Source organism: Streptomyces sp. NRRL F-5650 (genome assembly GCF_000721365.1).
GTDB classification, from domain to species: Bacteria; Actinomycetota; Actinomycetes; order Streptomycetales; family Streptomycetaceae; genus Streptomyces; species Streptomyces ardesiacus.
In genome coordinates this window covers 191,454-209,584 of sequence record NZ_JOGV01000011.1, presented here as the reverse complement: position 1 = coordinate 209,584, position 18,131 = coordinate 191,454, and the positions used below count along the sequence as shown (strand labels likewise).

17 protein-coding genes and 1 riboswitch are annotated in these 18,131 nt (G+C 72.5%); of the genes, 5 read left to right on the top strand and 12 right to left on the bottom strand.

From position 1 onward, the window contains the following. Positions 1-46 precede the first annotated feature (46 nt). The 4 genes from IG88_RS0113700 (at position 47) to IG88_RS0113685 (ending at position 3,855) form a co-directional block, all read left to right on the top strand. Complete coding sequence (locus tag IG88_RS0113700) at positions 47-823, top strand: ABC transporter ATP-binding protein (protein ID WP_031039609.1); 777 nt, start codon at positions 47-49, stop codon at positions 821-823. Then, entirely contained in the window at positions 805-2,298 is a 1,494-nt protein-coding gene (locus IG88_RS0113695; RefSeq protein ID WP_031039607.1) for a hypothetical protein, read from the top strand. The genes IG88_RS0113700 and IG88_RS0113695 overlap by 19 nt, the downstream gene beginning before the upstream one ends. Positions 2,299-2,473: 175 nt before the next feature. Then, complete coding sequence (locus IG88_RS0113690) at positions 2,474-2,881, top strand: VOC family protein (protein WP_031039605.1); 408 nt, start codon at positions 2,474-2,476, stop codon at positions 2,879-2,881. Positions 2,882-3,144: 263 nt separating this feature from the next. Next, entirely contained in the window at positions 3,145-3,855 is a 711-nt protein-coding gene (locus tag IG88_RS0113685) for an LAETG motif-containing sortase-dependent surface protein (RefSeq protein WP_031039603.1), read from the top strand. A gap of 244 nt (positions 3,856-4,099) precedes the next feature. Here the strand turns inward: IG88_RS0113685 and IG88_RS0113680 are convergent, their stop codons facing one another. The 9 genes from IG88_RS0113680 to rpsB all read right to left on the bottom strand — a co-directional run bounded on the left by IG88_RS0113680 (position 4,100) and on the right by rpsB (position 14,125). Further along, positions 4,100-5,128, bottom strand: coding sequence for an ABC transporter ATP-binding protein (locus tag IG88_RS0113680; protein WP_031039601.1), 1,029 nt, complete (start codon positions 5,126-5,128; stop codon positions 4,100-4,102). 1 nt (position 5,129) lies between these two features. Further along, positions 5,130-6,812 (bottom strand): ABC transporter permease, encoded by a 1,683-nt coding sequence (locus IG88_RS0113675; RefSeq protein ID WP_031039598.1) that lies wholly within the window; start codon positions 6,810-6,812, stop codon positions 5,130-5,132. After that, positions 6,788-7,834 carry a thiamine ABC transporter substrate-binding protein gene (locus tag IG88_RS0113670; RefSeq protein WP_051851896.1) on the bottom strand — a complete coding sequence of 349 codons (1,047 nt, stop codon included), beginning with the start codon at positions 7,832-7,834 and terminating at the stop codon, positions 6,788-6,790. The genes IG88_RS0113675 and IG88_RS0113670 overlap by 25 nt, the downstream gene beginning before the upstream one ends. 139 nt (positions 7,835-7,973) lie before the next feature. Further along, positions 7,974-8,079: riboswitch (TPP riboswitch) on the bottom strand. Positions 8,080-8,134: 55 nt separating this feature from the next. Continuing rightward, the gene (gene rlmN, locus IG88_RS0113660) at positions 8,135-9,247 is read right to left on the bottom strand and encodes a 23S rRNA (adenine(2503)-C(2))-methyltransferase RlmN (protein ID WP_031039594.1); all 1,113 of its coding nucleotides are present in this window, start codon (positions 9,245-9,247) and stop codon (positions 8,135-8,137) included. 175 nt (positions 9,248-9,422) lie between these two features. Further along, positions 9,423-10,598, bottom strand: coding sequence for a phosphatidate cytidylyltransferase (locus IG88_RS0113655; protein WP_037835864.1), 1,176 nt, complete (start codon positions 10,596-10,598; stop codon positions 9,423-9,425). Continuing rightward, complete coding sequence (frr, locus tag IG88_RS0113650; protein WP_030402292.1) at positions 10,598-11,155, bottom strand: ribosome recycling factor; 558 nt, start codon at positions 11,153-11,155, stop codon at positions 10,598-10,600. The genes IG88_RS0113655 and frr overlap by 1 nt, the downstream gene beginning before the upstream one ends. Before the next feature lie 176 nt (positions 11,156-11,331). Beyond that, positions 11,332-12,090 (bottom strand): UMP kinase, encoded by a 759-nt coding sequence (gene pyrH, locus IG88_RS0113645; RefSeq protein WP_031039590.1) that lies wholly within the window; start codon positions 12,088-12,090, stop codon positions 11,332-11,334. Positions 12,091-12,296: 206 nt separating this feature from the next. Next, the gene (gene tsf, locus IG88_RS0113640) at positions 12,297-13,133 is read right to left on the bottom strand and encodes a translation elongation factor Ts (RefSeq protein WP_030402293.1); all 837 of its coding nucleotides are present in this window, start codon (positions 13,131-13,133) and stop codon (positions 12,297-12,299) included. A 95-nt stretch (positions 13,134-13,228) separates the two neighbouring features. Beyond that, on the bottom strand, positions 13,229-14,125 hold the full coding sequence (rpsB, locus tag IG88_RS0113635) for a 30S ribosomal protein S2 (protein ID WP_031039588.1): 897 nt from the start codon (positions 14,123-14,125) through the stop codon (positions 13,229-13,231). Positions 14,126-14,395: 270 nt separating this feature from the next. On the opposite strand from rpsB, the gene IG88_RS0113630 reads away from it, so the two are divergent. Further along, positions 14,396-15,094, top strand: coding sequence for a murein hydrolase activator EnvC family protein (locus IG88_RS0113630; RefSeq protein WP_078861490.1), 699 nt, complete (start codon positions 14,396-14,398; stop codon positions 15,092-15,094). Here IG88_RS0113630 and IG88_RS0113625 read toward each other — a convergent pair. The 3 genes from IG88_RS0113625 to dprA form a co-directional block, all read right to left on the bottom strand. Continuing rightward, positions 15,048-15,605 carry a TetR/AcrR family transcriptional regulator gene (locus IG88_RS0113625; RefSeq protein WP_031039583.1) on the bottom strand — a complete coding sequence of 186 codons (558 nt, stop codon included), beginning with the start codon at positions 15,603-15,605 and terminating at the stop codon, positions 15,048-15,050. The genes IG88_RS0113630 and IG88_RS0113625 overlap by 47 nt on opposite strands. A gap of 127 nt (positions 15,606-15,732) precedes the next feature. Next, positions 15,733-16,575, bottom strand: coding sequence for an RNA polymerase sigma factor WhiG (whiG, locus tag IG88_RS0113620; RefSeq protein WP_031039579.1), 843 nt, complete (start codon positions 16,573-16,575; stop codon positions 15,733-15,735). 281 nt (positions 16,576-16,856) lie between these two features. Beyond that, a complete protein-coding gene (gene dprA / locus IG88_RS0113615) occupies positions 16,857-17,987 on the bottom strand; it encodes a DNA-processing protein DprA (protein ID WP_031039576.1) in 1,131 nt (376 codons plus the stop codon). Positions 17,988-18,131 lie beyond the last annotated feature (144 nt).

Below are 18,131 nucleotides of genomic sequence, written 5' to 3'. Positions count from 1 at the left end.
GACGACCCGACCGGGGAAATACGGATCAGAACCGAGGTGTACGCCCATGGAGGCTCCGCCGGACAACGACGTGCTCTGGGCCCGCGCCCTGCACTTCCAGCACCACGACGGCTCCCCCGCGCTGCAGGGCGTGTCGCTCGGCGTGCGCGAGGGCGAGATCCTCGCCGTGAGCGGACCGCGCGGCAGCGGCAAGACCACGCTGCTGCGGTGTCTGTCCGGCCTGGTCAAGCCGCAGGGCGGCGAGGTGTGGTTCAACAGCGTGCCGGTGCACACCATGGGCCCGCTCGGCCGCGAACGCCTGCGCCGCGACCGCTTCGGCTGGATCGATCCCGCACCGGCACTCGTCCCGGAGCTGAACGCCTGGGAGAACGCCGCGCTCCCGCTGATGCTGCGCGGCACGGGCCGGCGCCGGGCCAAGACCACCGCCCTGGAGTGGCTGGACCGCCTCGACGTCGGCGACAAGGCACGCAGGCGCCCGCACGAACTCCGGCAGGCCGAACGGCAGCGCGTCTGCATCGCCCGCGCCCTCGCCGTCGCCCCGGCGGTCCTCTTCGCCGACGAGCCGACCGCCCCCCTGCACCGCGCCGACCGCGCCCAGGTGCTGCGGACGCTCACCACCGCGGCCCGCTCGCACGGCATCACCGTCCTGCTCGCCACGCACGACGCGCAGACCGCCGCCCTGGCGGACCGAGCGGTCGCGTTGCTCGACGGACGCCGGGTGCGGACCGTGCACCTGCCCCCGCTCGCCGAGACCGCGGTGGCCGACGGTGCCACCGGGACTCCCGGAACGGAAGGCCGGGCGGCGTGCTCGCTCTCCGCCTGACCCGCACCGCCCACCTCGCCGTCCACCTGCGCCGCCTGCTGGTCGCGCTGGCCTCGGCGGGCACGGGCTTCCTGCTGCTGTGCGCCCTCGGCCACGCGCTGAGCCACCCGGACACCCCCGGCGCCGCCGCGCTCCGCCTGGCCTGGTGCGCGGCACCGCTGGCCGCCGCGGCGCAGCTCGCGGTCGCCGTGGCCCGCACCGATCCCGGCACCCGGCCCCGCTCGGGACTGTCGGCGATCGGCCTCGGTCCGGGCCGGCTGATGGCCGTGTCGGCGACGACGACGGCTCTGACCGCGTCCCTCGGCTCCGTCGCGGCCCTGCTCGCCTTCCTGTACCTGCGCGGCAGCCTGACCGGCCGCCCGCCCTCCGACCGCGTCGCGGCCGACGCCCTGGCCGTCGGCCAGTCCCTCCCCGCCCCGGCCGTCCTGACGCTGCTGGTCCTCGTACCGGCCCTCGCCTCGGCGGCCGTGGCCCACGCCCTGCGGCCCCGCGATCCCCGGCCCGCCAAGGCCGCCGCACCCCGCGGCTACGGCCGCTTCGGCGCCTACGGCTGGGGCAGGGCCCGCGAAACCTTCGGCGCCTACGGCCGCTTCGGCGCCCGCACCGCCGCGGTGTCCGCGGACAGCCGTGCTGTCGCCGGTGCTGCGGGCGGCCGTGCCGCCGGGGCGACGGGGGTCCCCCCGCTCGAGCGAAGCCAGGAGTGGGGGAGGGTGACCGATGGCGACGCCCTGCACACGCGGGCGAGTGACCCCCACCCCTCGCCGTCGGCGGACGGCACCACACAGACGCTGGACGCCGCTCCCCCGGTCCCGGCCCCGGCGGACTCCACCCCGCAGACACCGGACGCCTCCCCCGACGCACGGCCCGAGCCGACCCCCCGCCCCCAGAACACCACCGCCCTCCCCTGGGGCATCGCCGTCCTCGCCGCGGGCCTCACCGTCGAGACCTACACCGGCAACGCGTCCGCCGCCCCCACCCCCGGCACCGCCCCCTCCGCCGGCGTCCTGATCGGCTGGGCCCTGACCGCGCTGGGCCTCGCCCTGGCCGGACCGGGCCTCACCCACCTGTGCGGCCGGCTGCTCCAGGCCGTGCGCCCCGGCGCCCTGCGGCTGCTGGCCGGCCGCGTCCTCATGGAGGAGTCCCACCGCATCGGCCGCCCCCTCGGTGTCGTCGCCGCCGTCGCCGCCGCGGCCTACGTGACCGCCACGGTGTACGACGGCGACGGACCGGCCTTCGGCCCGCTGGCCACCCTGGGCGCACTCCTGGTCGTCGGCTGCACCGTGGCCACCCTCCTGACCGCGGCCGTCGCCGCCAAGCACGCCCGCGCCGGCACCACGGACGCGCTGCTGCGCCTGGGCGCGCCCCCCGCGACCCTGCGCGGCGCCGCCGCCGTACGCGCCGCCGCCCTGCTCGCCCTGTTCGGTCCGCTGACCCTGGTGGTCGCGGTGCTGGCCGCGCTGCCGCTGGAGCACTGAGCCGCACAGGACCGTTCGAAAAAGGCCCCGGACTCGCGATGAGTTCCGGGGCCGCCTCCCGTCTACCTCTTCGAACGGCGCGACACACGCACCGCACGACGCACACGCACCGCACGACGCACACGCACCGCACGCCCACAGCGGCACAGCGGCACAGCCAACGGGAGCAGCCCCCATGTACCAGCAGATGATCTTCGTGAACCTGGCCACCAACGACCTCGACACCGCCAGGAAGTTCTTCACCGGACTGGGCTGGGAGCCCAACGCCCGGTTCAGCGACGACAGCACCGTGTCGTTCCCGGTGAGCGACGCCATCGTCGTGATGGTGCACACGCCGCAGAAGTACCTCCAGTTCACCAAGAAGGAGATCGCGGACTCGACCAAGTCCAGCGAGGTGCTGATCGCGCTGAGCGCGGAGAGCCGCGAGAAGGTCGACGAGCTGGTGGACAAGGCGGTCGCGGCCGGCGGCTCGGTCTCCGGCGAGACCCAGGACCTCGGCTTCATGTACGGCCGGGCCTTCGACGACCCCGACGGCCACACCTTCGAGGTCGTGTGGATGGACCCGGCGGCGGCCCAGGGCTGAGCCGAGCCGCGGGCACGGATCGCGCAGGGGCGGACACGGGAGTCCGGAATCGGGCCTGTTGGCCGGATCCATGGGGCTCCTGCGACGCTGAAACGTCTCGGCGCTTAATAAGACGGCAAAGTCAACGGCCTTGTCCGGCATGTGCGTTGACACTTCTTACGCCGCGCTTATAGACCAGTGAGGCTCATGGGTGTGCTGATGCCGCGCCATCGGGCGTCGGCACCCCACCACCCCCCGCATCCGCGCTCCCGTAAAGGACAAACGTGGCAGTCCTGTCCATAATCAGCCGTACGGCATCCCGTCGGGGCGTCCGCGCCCTCGGCGTCGTCGCCGCCTCCGCGGCCCTCGCGCTCAGCGCCTCCGGCTCCGCCCTCGCCTGCAACATCAACGAGTTCTCCGCCAAGGCCGAGTGCGACGGCGACAACGGTGTCATCTCCGTCACCGACGTGGACCCCGCCGGCATCCCGGCCACCGTCACCGTCACGCTGAAGAGCACCGGCGAGCAGGTCGGCCAGGAGACGGTCAAGGGCTCCAAGGAGGGCACCACCGTCAACTTCGCCGTGGACTGGCAGCCGAACACGGAGTACCGCGTCCACGTCAAGGCCGACCGGTACGTCGACGAGTACATCAAGCCGGACGTCACGACCCCGTCGACCCCGTGCAAGACGGAGGACACCCCGTCCCCGACGCCGACCCCGTCGGAGAGCTCCTCCACGCCGTCCGACGAGACGGAGTCCCCGGCCCCCGAGCCGTCCACGTCGGCCCCGGCGCCGTCGCAGCCGGAGAGCACCGCCCCGGCGGCCGTCCCGGGCGACAACGCCCCGTCCCCGGCGGCCGGTGAGTCCAACCTCGCCGAGACCGGCGCCGGCTCCAACACCGGCATGATCGCCGGCATCGCGGCGGCCCTGGTCGTCGTCGGTGGCGGCGCGGTCTTCTTCGGCCTGCGCCGTCGTGGGGCGAACGGCAACCGCTGACGCCCGCACACCGGTTCCCACGCGGTGGCCCGTCCCGTCCGGGGCGGGCCACCGTCGTGTCAGCCGAACGTCGCCGTCTCCAGTCGCAGTTCGAGCAGTTCGCGGTCGCCGATCACTTCGAGTTCGGGTGCGTCCGGCGGCGGCCGGGCGCAGGGGCCCTCAGTCCGCCCGCCCGGTGGGCGACCGGGTCGCAGTACCGCTCGCGCGCGAGGAGTGCCGTGCGCTCACCCCACCAGCCCGACGATCACCCGAGCACCACGATTTCCGCCGCGTCGAACTCCACCCCGACCGCGTCGCCGACCTCCGGCGCGTCCCGCAGCGCGCACGCCGCCTCCAGGCGGGGCGCGCCCTCCGGCTGGAGGTGCACGGCGACGTGCGTGCCGCGGAAGGTGCGGGCCGCGACCGTGCAGCGCAGGCCCGCGTCGGCGCCGACGACGCGCACCCCGGCCGGCCGCACGAGCACCGTCCGCGTGCCCTGGGGGGCGTCGTCGGGGACCGGCACCTTGCCCCAGGGGGTGTCGGCGGCCTGCCCGGCGACGGAGGCCTCGGCCACGTTGTCGAAACCGAGGAAACGGGCCACGAAAGCGTCCGCCGGCCGCCGCCAGACCTCAAGGGGCGTCCCCGACTGGGCGATCCGGCCGTCCCGCATCACCACCACCCGGTCGGCGAGCGCGAAGGCCTCGCCCTGGTCGTGCGTCACGGCCAGCACCGTGGTGCCCAACCGGCCGAACAGCTCCCGCAGTTCCACCACCAGTCGCTCCCGCAGCGAGCGGTCGAGCTGGCCGAGCGGCTCGTCGAGCATCAGCAGCCGGGGCCGGGGCGCGAGGGCGCGGGCCAGGGCCACCCGCTGCTGTTCACCGCCGGAGAGCGCGCCGACGGACCGGCGGGCGGCACCCGGCAGCCCGACCAGCTCCAGCAACTCCCGCACCCGCTCCTGCTGTTCGGCCCGGGACGCGCCGCGCATCCGCGGCCCGAAGGCGATGTTCTGGGCCACGTCGCGCTGCGGGAACAACTGGTGGTCCTGGAACATCAGCCCGACCTCGCGCCGGTGCGCGGGCACCCCGGCCTGGTCACGTCCCTCCAGCGTCACCCGCCCGGCGTCCAGCGGCTGGAGTCCGGCGACCGCCCGCAGGAGCGTCGACTTGCCGCTGCCGCTGGGCCCGAGCACGCACACCACCTCGTGCTCGGCGACCGCCAGGTCGACGTCGTCGAGCACGGCCCGCCCGCCGAAGCGGACCGTGGCGCCTTCGAGGCCCAGCAGGCTGGACGGCATGTCAGAACTCCCCGCTCCGGTCGGTCCGCAACCGCTCCAGCACCACCAGGGCCACGGCGCACACCAGCATCAGAATCGTCGAAAGGGCCATCGCCTGGCCGTAGTTCATGTCCCCGGGCCGTCCCAGCAGCCGGGCCACCGCGACCGGCAGCGTCGGGTTGTCGGGCCGCGCGATGAAGACGGTCGCGCCGAACTCGCCGAGCGAGACCGCGAAGGCGAACCCGGCCGCCACCAGGAGCGCCCGCCGCACCATCGGCAGGTCCACCTCCCGCCACACCCGCCACGGCGACGCCCCCAGCACGGCCGCCGCCTCCCGCAGCCGCCCGTCCACCGCCCGCAGCACCGGCAGCATGGTCCGTACGACGAAGGGGACGCCCACCAGCGCCTGCGCGAGCGGCACCAGGATCCACGAGGCCCTGAGGTCCAGCGGGGGTTCGTCCAGCGCGATCAGGAAGCCGAAGCCGACCGTCACGGCCGACACCCCGAGGGGCAGCATCAGCAGCGCGTCGAACCCGCGCACGAAGCGGCCCGCGTCGCGCCGGGTGAGCGCGGCCGCGGCCAGGCCGCCGATCACCACGGCGATGGCGGTGGCGGCGACGGCGTACTGGAGGGAGTTGCCGATCGCCTCGATCGGCGGGACGAGGAAGGCGCCGCCGTCCTCGCGGGTCAGCGCCCGGTAGTAGCCGAAGCCGGAGGCGCCCAGCGACCGCTGCACCAGCACCGCGAGCGGCAGCACCAGCAGGACCGCGATGACGCCCAGGACCCCGGCGAGCAGCGCCCACTGCCCCGCGCCGCGCGGCCGGCGCGCGGTCGTGCCCGCGTCCACCAGCCGCAGGGCCGTCTCGCGCCGCCGTACCGTCCAGGCGTGCACGGCGAGGACGGCGGCGACGGCCGCGAACTGGACCAGCGTCAGCACGGCGGCCGTGGACAGGTCGAAGACCTGGGAGGTCTGGCGGTAGATCTCCACCTCGAGGGTGGAGAAGGTGGGCCCGCCGAGGATCTGGACGACGCCGAAGGAGGTGAAGGTGAACAGGAAGACCATCAGCGCGGCGGCGGCCACGGCGGGCACCAGCGCGGGCAGCGTCACCTGCCGCCAGGCCCGCAGCCGGGAGGCGCCGAGCATCCGCGCGGCCTCCTCCTGCCGCGGATCGAGCTGCGCCCAGAGGCCGCCCACGGTGCGCACGACGACGGCGTAGTTGAAGAAGACGTGCGCGAGCAGGATCGCCCACACCGTGGTGTCCAGGCGCAGGCCCCACAGCTCGTCCAGCAGCCCGCCCCGCCCGACCAGCGCCAGGAACGCCGTCCCGACGACGACCGTCGGCAGCACGAACGGCACGGTCACCACGGCCCGCAGCACCTGTTTGCCGGGGAAGTCGAAGCGGGCGAAGACGTAGGCGCCGGGCAGCGCGATCAGCAGCGTGAGGGCGGTGGACGCCAGTGCCTGCCAGGTGGTGAACCACAGGACGTGCCGCACGTCGGACTGCGCGAGCACGTCCCCGAACCGCCCCACCTGCCAGGCCCCGTCGGCCTTCAGGCCGCGCGCGACGATGGCCGCGACGGGGTAGGCGAAGAACACCGCGAAGAACGCGACCGGCACGGCCATCAGACCGAGCCGCGCCGCGCTCCCGCGCACGCTCCCCACCGGCTTGCCCCGGTCGCTCACTTCAGTACGAGCGAGGTCCACGACTTGACCCACTGGTCGCGGTTGCCGGCGATCTTCGCCGGGTCGAGGGTCTGCGGGTCCTTGGCCTGCGGCCCGAACTTCGTGAACACCTCCGGGACCTGCGCGTCCTTCCGCACCGGGTGGACGAACATGTTCAGCGGCATGTCCTCCTGGAAGGTCTTGCTCAGCAGGAAGTCGAGGAGTGCCTTGCCGCCCTCGGGGTTCCTGGCGTTGGCGAGCAGGCCCGCGTACTCGACCTGCCGGAAGCAGGTCCCGTCGGCGACGCCCGTGGGGGCGGTGTCCGGCTGCGGGTCGGCGTAGACGACCTCGGCGGGCGGGGAGGAGGCGTAGGAGACGACCAGCGGGCGGTCGCCTCCCGCCTTCCTGCCGCCGGCCGAGCCGGAGAACTCCTCGTTGTACGCCTGCTCCCAGCCGTCGACGACCTTGACGCCGTTCGCCTTGAGCTTCTTCCAGTAGCCCTCCCAGCCGTCGTCCCCGTACCGGGCGGCGGTGCCGAGCAGGAAGCCGAGGCCCGGCGAGGAACTGCCCGCGTTCTCGGTGACGAGCAGGTCCTTGTAGGCGGGCTTGGCCAGGTCGTCGAAGGACTTCGGCGGTGCGAGCCGGTGCTTGTCGAAGTAGGCCCTGTCGTAGTTGACGCAGATGTCGCCGGTGTCGACGGGCGTGACCCGGTGCTTGTCCCGGTCGGCCCGGTACTCGGGCGGGACCCGGTCGGAGCCCTTCGCCTCGTACGGCTGGAACAGGCCGTTGTCCAGGGCGCGGGACAGCAGGGTGTTGTCGACGCCGAAGAAGACGTCGCCCTGCGGGTTGTCCTTGGTGAGGATCGCCTTGTTGACGGCCTGCCCGGCGTCGCCGTCCTCCAGGACCTTGACCTTGTACCCCGACTTCTTCTCGAAGGCCGCGATGACGTCCTTGGAGGCGGCCCACGAGTCGTGGCTGACCAGCGTCACCGTCTTGGAGCCGCCGGCGCCGCTGCCGCCCCCGTCGTCGGACGACGATCCGCAGGCGGCCAGCGTGCCGACCATGCCGAGCCCGACGGCCAGGACACTGACCTGCTTGGTGATGCCCTTCTTGGTGATGCTCACTGAATTCCTCCTGGGTGACCAGGAGAAGACGCGGCCCCGCCCGGGACCCCTGGCGAGGATCCCGGGCAGGGCGCAACAGCTCGAGTGGTGACCGATCTCCCTACCCAGAATGACCTGGGCCAGGTTCAGAGGGTCTGCGGCCGGTGCCGCACTCTCAGCGCTGTGGCGCTCCCCTGTCGGAATATGAAGATGTGACTGCGAATGACGTTGTACGGCGTTGACGTACTTCCGTCGGTCAGGTTACCGCTCGCTCGCGGCGAGCTGACCACACGCCCCGTCGATCTCCTGGCCACGGGTGTCCCGGATCGTCACCGGCACACCGTGCGCCGCGATCGCCTCCACGAACGCCTTCTCGTCCTCGGGCCGCGACGCGGTCCACTTGGAGCCGGGCGTGGGGTTGAGCGGGATCAGGTTGACGTGCACGGGCCTGCCCTTGAGCAGCCGCCCGAGCCGGTCGCCGCGCCAGGCCTGGTCGTTGATGTCGCGGATCAGGGCGTACTCGATGGACAGCCGCCGCCCGGACTTCGCCGCGTACTCGAACCCGGCGTCCAGCACCTCGCGCACCTTCCACCGCGTGTTGACGGGGACGAGGGTGTCGCGCAGCTCGTCGTCGGGAGCGTGCAGGGAGATGGCGAGGCGGCACTTGAAGCCCTCGTCGGCGAAGCGGTGGATCGCCGGGACGAGGCCGACCGTGGAGACGGTGATCCCGCGCTGGGAGAGCCCCAGTCCGTCGGGCTCGGGATCGGTGAGCCGGCGGACGGCGCCCACGACCCGGTTGTAGTTGGCGAGGGGCTCGCCCATGCCCATGAACACGATGTTGCTGAGCCGGGCGGGACCTCCCGGGACCTCGCCGTCCCTGAGCGCCCGCATGCCGTCCACGATCTGGTGCACGATCTCGGCGGTCGACAGGTTCCGGTCGAGTCCGGCCTGGCCGGTGGCGCAGAAGGGGCAGTTCATGCCGCAGCCCGCCTGGGAGCTGATGCACATCGTGACCCGGTCCGGGTAGCGCATGAGCACCGACTCGACGAGGGTCCCGTCGAACAGCTTCCACAGCGTCTTGCGCGTGGTCCCCTCGTCGGTCGACAGGTGCCGCACGACCGTCATCAGCTCGGGCAGCAGCGCCTCGCGCAAGCCCTCGCGCGAGCCGGCGGGGATGTCGGTCCACTGCTCGGGGTCGTGCGCGTACCGCGCGAAGTAGTGCTGCGAGAGCTGCTTCGCACGGAACGGCTTCTCACCGATCGCGGCGACAGCCTCCTTGCGCTCGGCGGGCGTGAGATCGGCGAGGTGCCGCGGCGGCCGCTTCGCTCCGCGGGGTGCGGCGAAGGTCAGCTCACCGGGGGCTGGACGGGCCACGGTCGGACAACTCCTCAGGACGGCGGGCCTGTGGCAACCCCCCGCGTCGGCGGGGACAACGGCAGGGCCGTGCCGGAGCCAGGAGACCTCACTGGAAGACCCCCGCCTCGGCGGGGACACACGGAAGGGCCCGCGGCCAAAAGCCGCAGGCCCTTCCCAGACTACCTGATCGCTGTCAACCCGACCCGACGAAGATCACCAGCAGCAGCCACACCACCGGCGCCGTCGGCAGCAGCGAGTCCAGCCGGTCCATGATGCCGCCGTGCCCCGGCAGGAGGGTGCCCATGTCCTTGATGCCGAGGTCGCGCTTGATCATGGACTCGCCGAGGTCGCCCAGCGTGGCGCTGACGGCGACCGCGAGGCCGAGCAGCAGGCCCTGCCACCAGGTGCCGTCGTCGATCAGGAACTGCGTGCACAGTGCGCCCGCCGCCATCGCGAACGCCACCGCCCCGAGCAGGCCCTCGCGGGTCTTGCCCGGGCTGATGCGCGGGGCGAGCTTCTTCTTGCCGAAGCGCCAGCCGACGGCGTACGCCCCGGTGTCGCTGACGACCGTCAGTATCAGGAAGACCAGGACGCGCCAGGCCCCGTCGTCCGCCGCCAGCATCATGGCGACGAAGGTGGCCAGGAACGGCACGTAGAACGCGGCGAACAGCCCGGCGGTGACGTCCCTGAGGTAGCCCTCGGGGGGCTCGGTCATCCGCCAGACCAGGACCGCCAGCGCGGTGAGCGCCATGGCGATCCACGCACCCTCGGCGCCGCGCGCGTACCCGGCGACCACCATCGCCGCGCCGCCGACGGCGAGCGGCACGAGGGGCGCCTTGATGCTCTTGCGCTCCTCCAGCCGCTTGGTCAGCTCCCACAGCCCCACCACGACGGCGACCGCGATCACACCGACGAAGACGGCCTTGACGAAGAACAGCGACGCGATGATCACCACGCCGAGGCCGACACCGACCCCTATCGCCGCCCCGAGGTCGCGCCCCGCGCTCTTCTTCTGCGGCGGCTGCGGCTGCGCCGGCTGCGGGGCGACGGGCATGGGCTCCGGATTCTGCGGCACCACCGCATACGGCTGCGCCGACGGGTTCTGGTCGCGATACGGCACGTCGCGACCGGGCTGGTCGTGGAACGGCTCGTCCCGGAACAAGGGACCGCTCAGCCGAGCGGTCCCCTGGTCGTCGTCCTGGTCTCCGCCGTGTTCGGGTACGTCGGGCACGATGGGCATGGGGCGAGTCTGCTGCGCGTAGTGCGCATCGTACGCGGGACCCGCCGGGCCGGCGCCCTGGGCGGGTCCCTGGTCGGACGGCCCCCAGTACCCGGCTTGTGGCGGCGCTCCCCAGGAAGAGTCGTTCATCAGACCTCGAGCAGTTCGGCTTCCTTGTGCTTCAGGAGCTCGTCCACCTGCGCGACGTACTTGGCGGTGGTGTCGTCGAGCTCCTTCTCCGCACGGCGGCCCTCGTCCTCGCCGACCTCGCCGTCCTTGACCATCTTGTCGATGGCGTCCTTGGCCTTGCGGCGCACGGAGCGGATGGAGACCTTGGCGTCCTCGCCCTTGCCCTTGGCCACCTTGATGTACTCGCGGCGGCGGTCCTCGGTCAGCTCGGGGAACACCACCCGGATGATGTTGCCGTCGTTGCTCGGGTTGACGCCCAGGTCGGAGTCGCGGATCGCCTGCTCGATGTTGCGCAGGGCGCTCTTGTCGAAGGGGGTCACCACGGCCATGCGCGGCTCGGGCACGGAGAACGAGGCCAACTGGTTGATCGGCGTCGGCGCGCCGTAGTAGTCGGCCACGATCTTGTTGAACATCGCCGGGTGCGCACGGCCGGTGCGGATCGCGGCGAAGTCCTCCTTGGCGACCACGACGGCCTTCTCCATCTTCTCCTCGGCCTCGAGGAGGGTCTCTTCGATCACCACTTGCTCCTGCGTGTCTTGAGTAGGCCCGGCTGCGGTCCCCTGTCGGAGCTGCGGCCGGCTGCGTCGCGTTCTTCCTGCACGGTTCCCGACCGGCGGGACATTGTCCATCCCCCGGCCCGGTCCCGTCCCTTCCGTCCCCCGGACAGGTGGTGTCCGCGGAGGGGGGTGTCCGGTCAGTCCCGGCTGCCCTGGTCCCCCACGAGCGTGCCGATCTTCTCACCCTTGACGGCACGGGCGATATTGCCCTCCTTCAACAGCTCGAAGACCACGATCGGGAGGCTGTTGTCACGGCAGAGGGTGACGGCCGTGGCGTCGGCGACCTTCAGGTCGCGGGTGATGACCTCGCCGTACCCGAGCGCGTCGAACTTCACGGCGTCCGGGTTGGTCTTCGGGTCGGAGTCGTAGACCCCGTCCACACCGTTCTTGCCCATGAGCAGGGCCTCGGCGTCGATCTCGAGGGCGCGCTGGGCGGCGGTGGTGTCGGTGGAGAAGTACGGCATGCCCATTCCGGCGCCGAAGATGACCACGCGGCCCTTCTCCAGGTGGCGCACGGCGCGCAGCGGGATGTAGGGCTCGGCGACCTGGCCCATGGTGATGGCGGTCTGCACGCGGCAGTCGACGCCCTCCTTCTCCAGGAAGTCCTGGAGGGCCAGGCAGTTCATCACGGTGCCGAGCATGCCCATGTAGTCGGAGCGGGCGCGGTCCATGCCGCGCACCTGCAGCTCGGCGCCGCGGAAGAAGTTGCCGCCGCCGATGACGACCGCGATCTGCGCGCCGTCCCGCACGACGGCGGCGATCTCACGGGCGATGGCGTGCACCACGTCGGGGTCGACGCCCAGGCCCCCACCGCCGGAGAAGGCCTCTCCGGACAGCTTCAGCATGAAGCGGCCGCGTACTTTGCCGTCGTCGCTCTTCTCGGCCTTGGTGGTCATGGAGATCTCGCCTCTTTTACGTGGGTCACACACACGAAGAAGGCCACTGCCGGTGGGGGCGTGTTTCGCATCCCATACGCGGCAATGGCCTCCTCGTCAGATCTGCTGTCGTCCGCCGCCACGCGCGTGTACGCAACGGCATACGCGAACGGCGCCGACGACTGCGGTCGACCCTACCGGGGTCGTACGTCCGTCGCGGTACGGACTCAGATGCCGACCTTGATGCGCGTGAAGCGCTTCAGGCTGACACCGGCCTCTTCCAGCACCTTCTGGACGGACTTCTTGTTGTCCAGGGCGTAGGGCTGGCCGAGCAGGGTGGCGTCCTTGAAGAAGCCGTTGAGGCGACCCTCGACGATCTTCGGCAGGGCGGCCTCGGGCTTGCCCTCGGCGCGGGTGGTCTCCTCGGCGACACGGCGCTCCGACTCGACGACCTCGGCCGGGACGTCCTCCTTGGAGAGGTACTTCGGCGCGAAGGCGGCGATGTGCTGGGCGACACCCTTGGCGATCTCGGCGTTGGGCTTGTCCAGCTCGACGAGGACACCGATCTGCGGGGGCAGGTCGGGCATCGTGCGGTGCATGTACGCGGTCACGTAGCCACCGGAGAACTGCGCGAAGCGGTCCAGGACGATCTTCTCGCCGAGGTTGGCGTTGGCCTCGTCGACGTACGCCTGGACGGTCTTGCCGGCCTCGATCTCGGAGGCGAGCAGGGCCTCGAGGTCGGCCGGGGCGGCCTTGGCGACGTGCTCGGCGATGGCCTTGGCGACGTTCTGGAACTTCTCGCCCTTGGCGACGAAGTCCGTCTCGCACTTCAGCTCGACGAGGACACCCGAGGTGTTGTCGTCGGCGATGATCGAGACGACGGCGCCGTTCTCGGCAGAGCGGCCCTCGCGCTTGGCGACGCCCTTCTGACCCTTGATGCGGAGCGCCTCGACGGCCTTCTCGACGTTGCCCTCGGCCTCGTCCAGCGCCTTCTTGCAGTCCATCATGCCGGCGCCGGTGAGCTCGCGGAGCTTCTTGACGTCGGCGGCGGTGTAGTTCGCCATGATTCCGGAATCTCTCTCGAAGTCTGAAGATCTACGGGCCGGACGGCGGGGGCTTCGTGGGCCCCCGCCGTCCAGAACCCGAAGGTGGTGAGGGGTCAGGCCTGCTCGGCGTCCGCGGCCGGAGCCTCGGCGGCGGGCGCCTCGGCGGCCGGGGCGGCCTCGGCGGCCGGGGCCTCGGCGGGCTTCTCGGCGGCCTCGGCGTCGTCCTTCTTCTCGGCCTTCTCGCCCTCGAGCAGGTCGCGCTCCCACTCGGCGAGCGGCTCGCCGGCGGCCTTCTCGCCCTTGGCACCACCGGCGGCACCGGAACGGGCGATGAGGCCCTCGGCGACGGCGTCGGCGATCACGCGGGTGAGCAGGGTGACGGAGCGGATCGCGTCGTCGTTGCCCGGGATCTTGTAGTCGACCTCGTCGGGGTCGCAGTTGGTGTCGAGGATGGCGACGACCGGGATGTTGAGCTTCCGGGCCTCGCCGACCGCGATGTGCTCCTTCTTGGTGTCCACGATCCAGACGGCGCTGGGCACCTTGGACATCTCGCGGATACCGCCGAGGGTCTTCTCCAGCTTGGCCTTCTCGCGGGAGAGGACCAGCAGCTCCTTCTTGGTGAGGCCGGAGGCGGCCACGTCCTCGAAGTCGATCTGCTCGAGCTCCTTGAGGCGCTGCAGGCGCTTGTAGACGGTCGAGAAGTTGGTGAGCATGCCGCCCAGCCAGCGCTGGTTGACGTAGGGCATGCCGACGCGGGTGGCCTGCTCGGCGATGGCCTCCTGCGCCTGCTTCTTCGTGCCGACGAACATGACCGTGCCGCCGTGGGCGACGGTCTCCTTGACGAACTCGTAGGCGCGGTCGATGTACGACAGCGACTGGAGCAGGTCGATGATGTAGATGCCGTTGCGCTCCGTGAAGATGAAGCGCTTCATCTTCGGGTTCCAACGACGGGTCTGGTGACCGAAGTGGACGCCGCTTTCCAGCAGCTCCCGCATCGTGACGACGGCCATGGCCGTATCTCCTCGAGTTTCTCGGTTGTGCCGCGCGAGCCGGACGGCTCCCGCGCCTGACGCCCGGATGCGCCTGCCACTAGGGACCGAGGGGCGCTGACACGGACCTGTGCGGGCCTCGTGTCGGGGCGTGCGAAGTCGACCCGGTGACCCGGATCGCCACCAGAAGTGTACGGGACCCGCGGGGTACCGGGTGACGCGGCTGTCCACAACCGGGGCGCGGTCCACAGGGCCCGGCGCGGATCGGGCCTGGTGCGGGACGGTGCTCGCATGCGAACGAGGCGATGGGTGAGCGCGTGTGCCCGGCCGATGCTGTTGCCGGCCGTATTGACCGTCCTGGCCGTCCTGACCGTCCTGACGTCGGGGCCGCCGCGCCCGGCGCCGGCGGGGGCCGCGACGACGGCTGCGGCGACGGCAGCGGCGGGCGAGGTGGCGCGGAAGGTGCCGGACCCGGCCGTACCGGCCCTGGCCCGCTATTGGCCGGTCGGTGTCCGGCCCGCTGTTCTGCGGGGCTGGGAACCCCCGGCGTCCCCGTACGGGCCGGGCCACCGCGGGGTGGATCTCGCCGCGGCGGGCGGGACACCGGTGCGGGCGGTGGCCGCCGGGCGGGTGTCCTTCGCGGGGCCGGTCGCGGGCCGGGGTGTGGTCTCGCTGGAGCTGGCGGGGACGGGCGAGCCACCCCTGCGGACGACATACGCGCCCGTCGAGCCCGCGGTGGAGAAGGGCGACGAGGTCACGGCCGGCGAGGTGCTCGGCACGGTGCGGCCGCCGGACTCGCACTGCTCGGGCTGCCTGCACTGGGGCCTGCTGCGGGGCGAGGTCTATCTGAACCCGCTGTCCCTGCTCCCGCCGTGGCTGCTGAACGGGGGGCCGTCGAGGCTGCTGCCGGTCCTCGGGGTGCCGCCGCCCGGCCGTACGGGCGTCAGCCCCGCACGCCCCGCAGCGCCATGGAGACCGCCGCTTCCGTGATCGCCGCCGGTTCCTCCGCCGCGCCCAGCTCGATCCGCCGGACGGCCGCGTCCACGACGCCCTGGACGAGCATCGCCGCCAGCCGGGGCTGGTCGTGCCCCAGCTCGCCGAGCGCCTCGACGATCATCGCGACCAGACCACCGTGCGCGGCCCGGATCTTCTCCCGCGCACCGGCGTCGAGTTCACTCGCGGAAATGGCCACGACGGCCCGGTGACGCCGGTCCCCGACCAGGTCGAGCTGGGTGCGCACATACGCCTCGACCTTGGCCTCGGGAGCCGTCTCGCGCTCCATGGCCGCCTCGACCTCCGCGGCCCAGACGGGGAAGTCGACGGCGCACAGCTCCTCGACCACGGCCGCCCGGGACCGGAAGTACTCGTAGACGGACGACCGGGCAAGGCCGGTCCGTTCGGCGAGGGCGGGGAAGGTCAGGGCCTCCGTTCCGCCGTCGGACAGCAGCGAGCGTGCCGCGTCCAGCAGGGCGGCACGCTGCATCGACCGGTGCTCGGCCACGGAGGCCGCTCGAATCCTTGGCACGTCACCACTTTACGGACGCGGCCCCCCGGACGGGAGTCACGCACCGGCCGCACGCTCACCGCCGGGTGCGCCGGCCGGGTCTCCCGCGTGCCACCGGCCCAGGTCAGCGGCCGAAACCCGCGAGCTTGGCGCGGAGCTGCAACACCGACTTGGTGTGAATCTGGCTGACTCTGCTCTCCGTGACGCCCAGCACGTTTCCGATTTCGGCGAGTGTGAGGCCCTCGTAGTAGTAGAGCGTGACGACGGTCTTCTCCCGCTCCGGCAGTGTGTTGATCGCCCGGGCCAGGAGCCGCCGCAGCTCCCGGTCCTCGGCGACCTCCACCGGGTTGTCGGCGGCGGTGTCCTCCAGCGTGTCCATCAGGCTCAGCCGCTCGCCGCCCTCGCCGCCCGCGTGCAGCAGCTCCTCCAGGGCCACCACGTTGGCCAGCGACAACTGGCTGAAGACCGCGTGGAGATCCTCCACGGCGATCCCCAACTCCCCGGCGACCTCGCTCTCCGAGGGGGTGCGGCGCAGCCGCGCCTCCAGCGTCGCGTACGCACGCTCCACGTTGCGCGCCTTCTGCCGCACCGACCGCGGGATCCAGTCCAGCGCGCGCAGTTCGTCGATCATCGCGCCCCGGATCCGGGTGATCGCGTACGTCTCGAACTTGATCTCGCGGTCGACGTCGAACTTCTCGATGGCGTCGATCAGTCCGAAGACTCCCGAGGAGACGAAGTCGGCCTGTTCGACGTTGGACGGCAGCCCCACGCTGACCCGGCCCGCCACGTACTTCACGAGGGGCGAGTAGTGCAGGATGAGCTGTTCCCGCAGCCGCTCGTCGCCGGTCGCCTTGTACGACCGCCACAGCTCGTCGAGCGTCGAGGGGGCGGACGGTCGCACGCTGCCACCGTCGCGGGCGGCTGGGGGGATCGCCGCCCGGTCGGACCCGGAGGTGTGCTGGGGCATTCGTCGCCTAGTGCCGTTCTGCCGTGATGTCGTGCGCGTGAGGCCGCCGGTCTGCCTTCTGGTTGTCACCTGCTGTCGGCCGTCTGCGTGGGGGTCATCGTGAGCGTAGCGTGACTGGACCGTCGCGGTGTGCGAAGGAGTGGGCGGCCACCCTACGCAGATACGTTCCGCTGAACGCTCCACAGGGGGGACGGTGATCGCTCTCGGTGATCACTCGAATACCTCAACTGCCCGCAACCCCACGGGCGTCGGGCTTCCCCCGGACGGCCGAACACGGTGCGTCAGCACGGACTTCGGCCACCGCGAATCGAGATCATCGCCTGGCGTGTCAACTTCCAGCCGTCGCCGTGTCGTTCGACGTAACCAAGCGCTCGAAGCTCGTACAGTCTCGCGGTCGCGTCGTCCGCCGTGGTCTGCGCGCCGCGGGCCACCTCGGCCGCCGTCGCCGCTCCCCGCCCGGGGAGCGCGGCCAGCGTCCGGCGGGTGCGGGGCTCCAGCAGGTCGGTGGGCAGGACCGGCCCGCACCGCTCCGGAGGCAGCTCTCCCATGGCGCCCACCAGCTCGACCACCTCGGCGGCGTCGCCGACGAGTACCGCGTCGCCGCGCAGCAGTTCGTGCACCCCGGCGGAGAGCGCGCTGGTCGCGGGTCCCGGCACCCCCATCACGTGCCGGCCCAGCCGCCGGGCCGCCCGGGCGGTGACCAGCGATCCGCTGCGGTGGGCGGCCTCCACCACCACGGTGCCCCGGGTGAGCGCGGCGATGACCCGGTTGCGCAGGACGAATCTGCTCGGCGTCGGATGATCGCCCGGCGGCAGCTCTCCGACGACCAGGCCCTGCTCGGCGATCCTGCTGATCAGCGCCGTGTGCCCGGGAGGGTAGGGACGGTCGACGCCGCAGGCCAGCACCGCCGCGGTGGCGCCACCGGCGCCGAGGGCGCCGCGGTGGGCGGCGCCGTCGACGCCGTAGGCACCGCCGGACACCACGACCCAGCCGCGCTCGGCCAGCCCGGCGGCGAGAGCGGTGGCCATGTGGGCCCCGTACTCGGTGCAGGCGCGGGCACCCACGACGGCGACCGACCTCAGCGCCCACATGCGCAGACTGGGCCCGCCCCGCACCCACAGCCCGAGGGGGCGGGCGTCACCGAGGTCGTCGAGCTGCCCCGGCCACTCGGCGGTCCCGGGGATCACGAACCGCGCCCCCGCGGACCCGGCGACGGCCAGGTCCCGGCGCGGATCGGCCCGGTCCGCCCGGGCGCACAGGCCCGCCCACCGTTTCTCGCTCACCCCCGGCAGCGCGCGCCCGCCCCCGCGCAGGCGCCGCACCACCTCCGGCACACCGCGCTCGCGTACCCACCGTCCGCCGGTCTCGTCGCCGGGTTCGAGGACCCGGGTGAGGAAGACCCGCCCGAGCAGCTCGCGTTCCGCGGTCCCCTCGTCCCGTGCCGTTGTGTCTCCGGGGGCCGGACCCCCGCCTGCGGCGGACACGGCGGCGGGACGGAAGAGGGAGTCGGCCTGCGCCGGCCCGCCGTCACCGCTCGGGGCGGCCTCCGGCGGCCT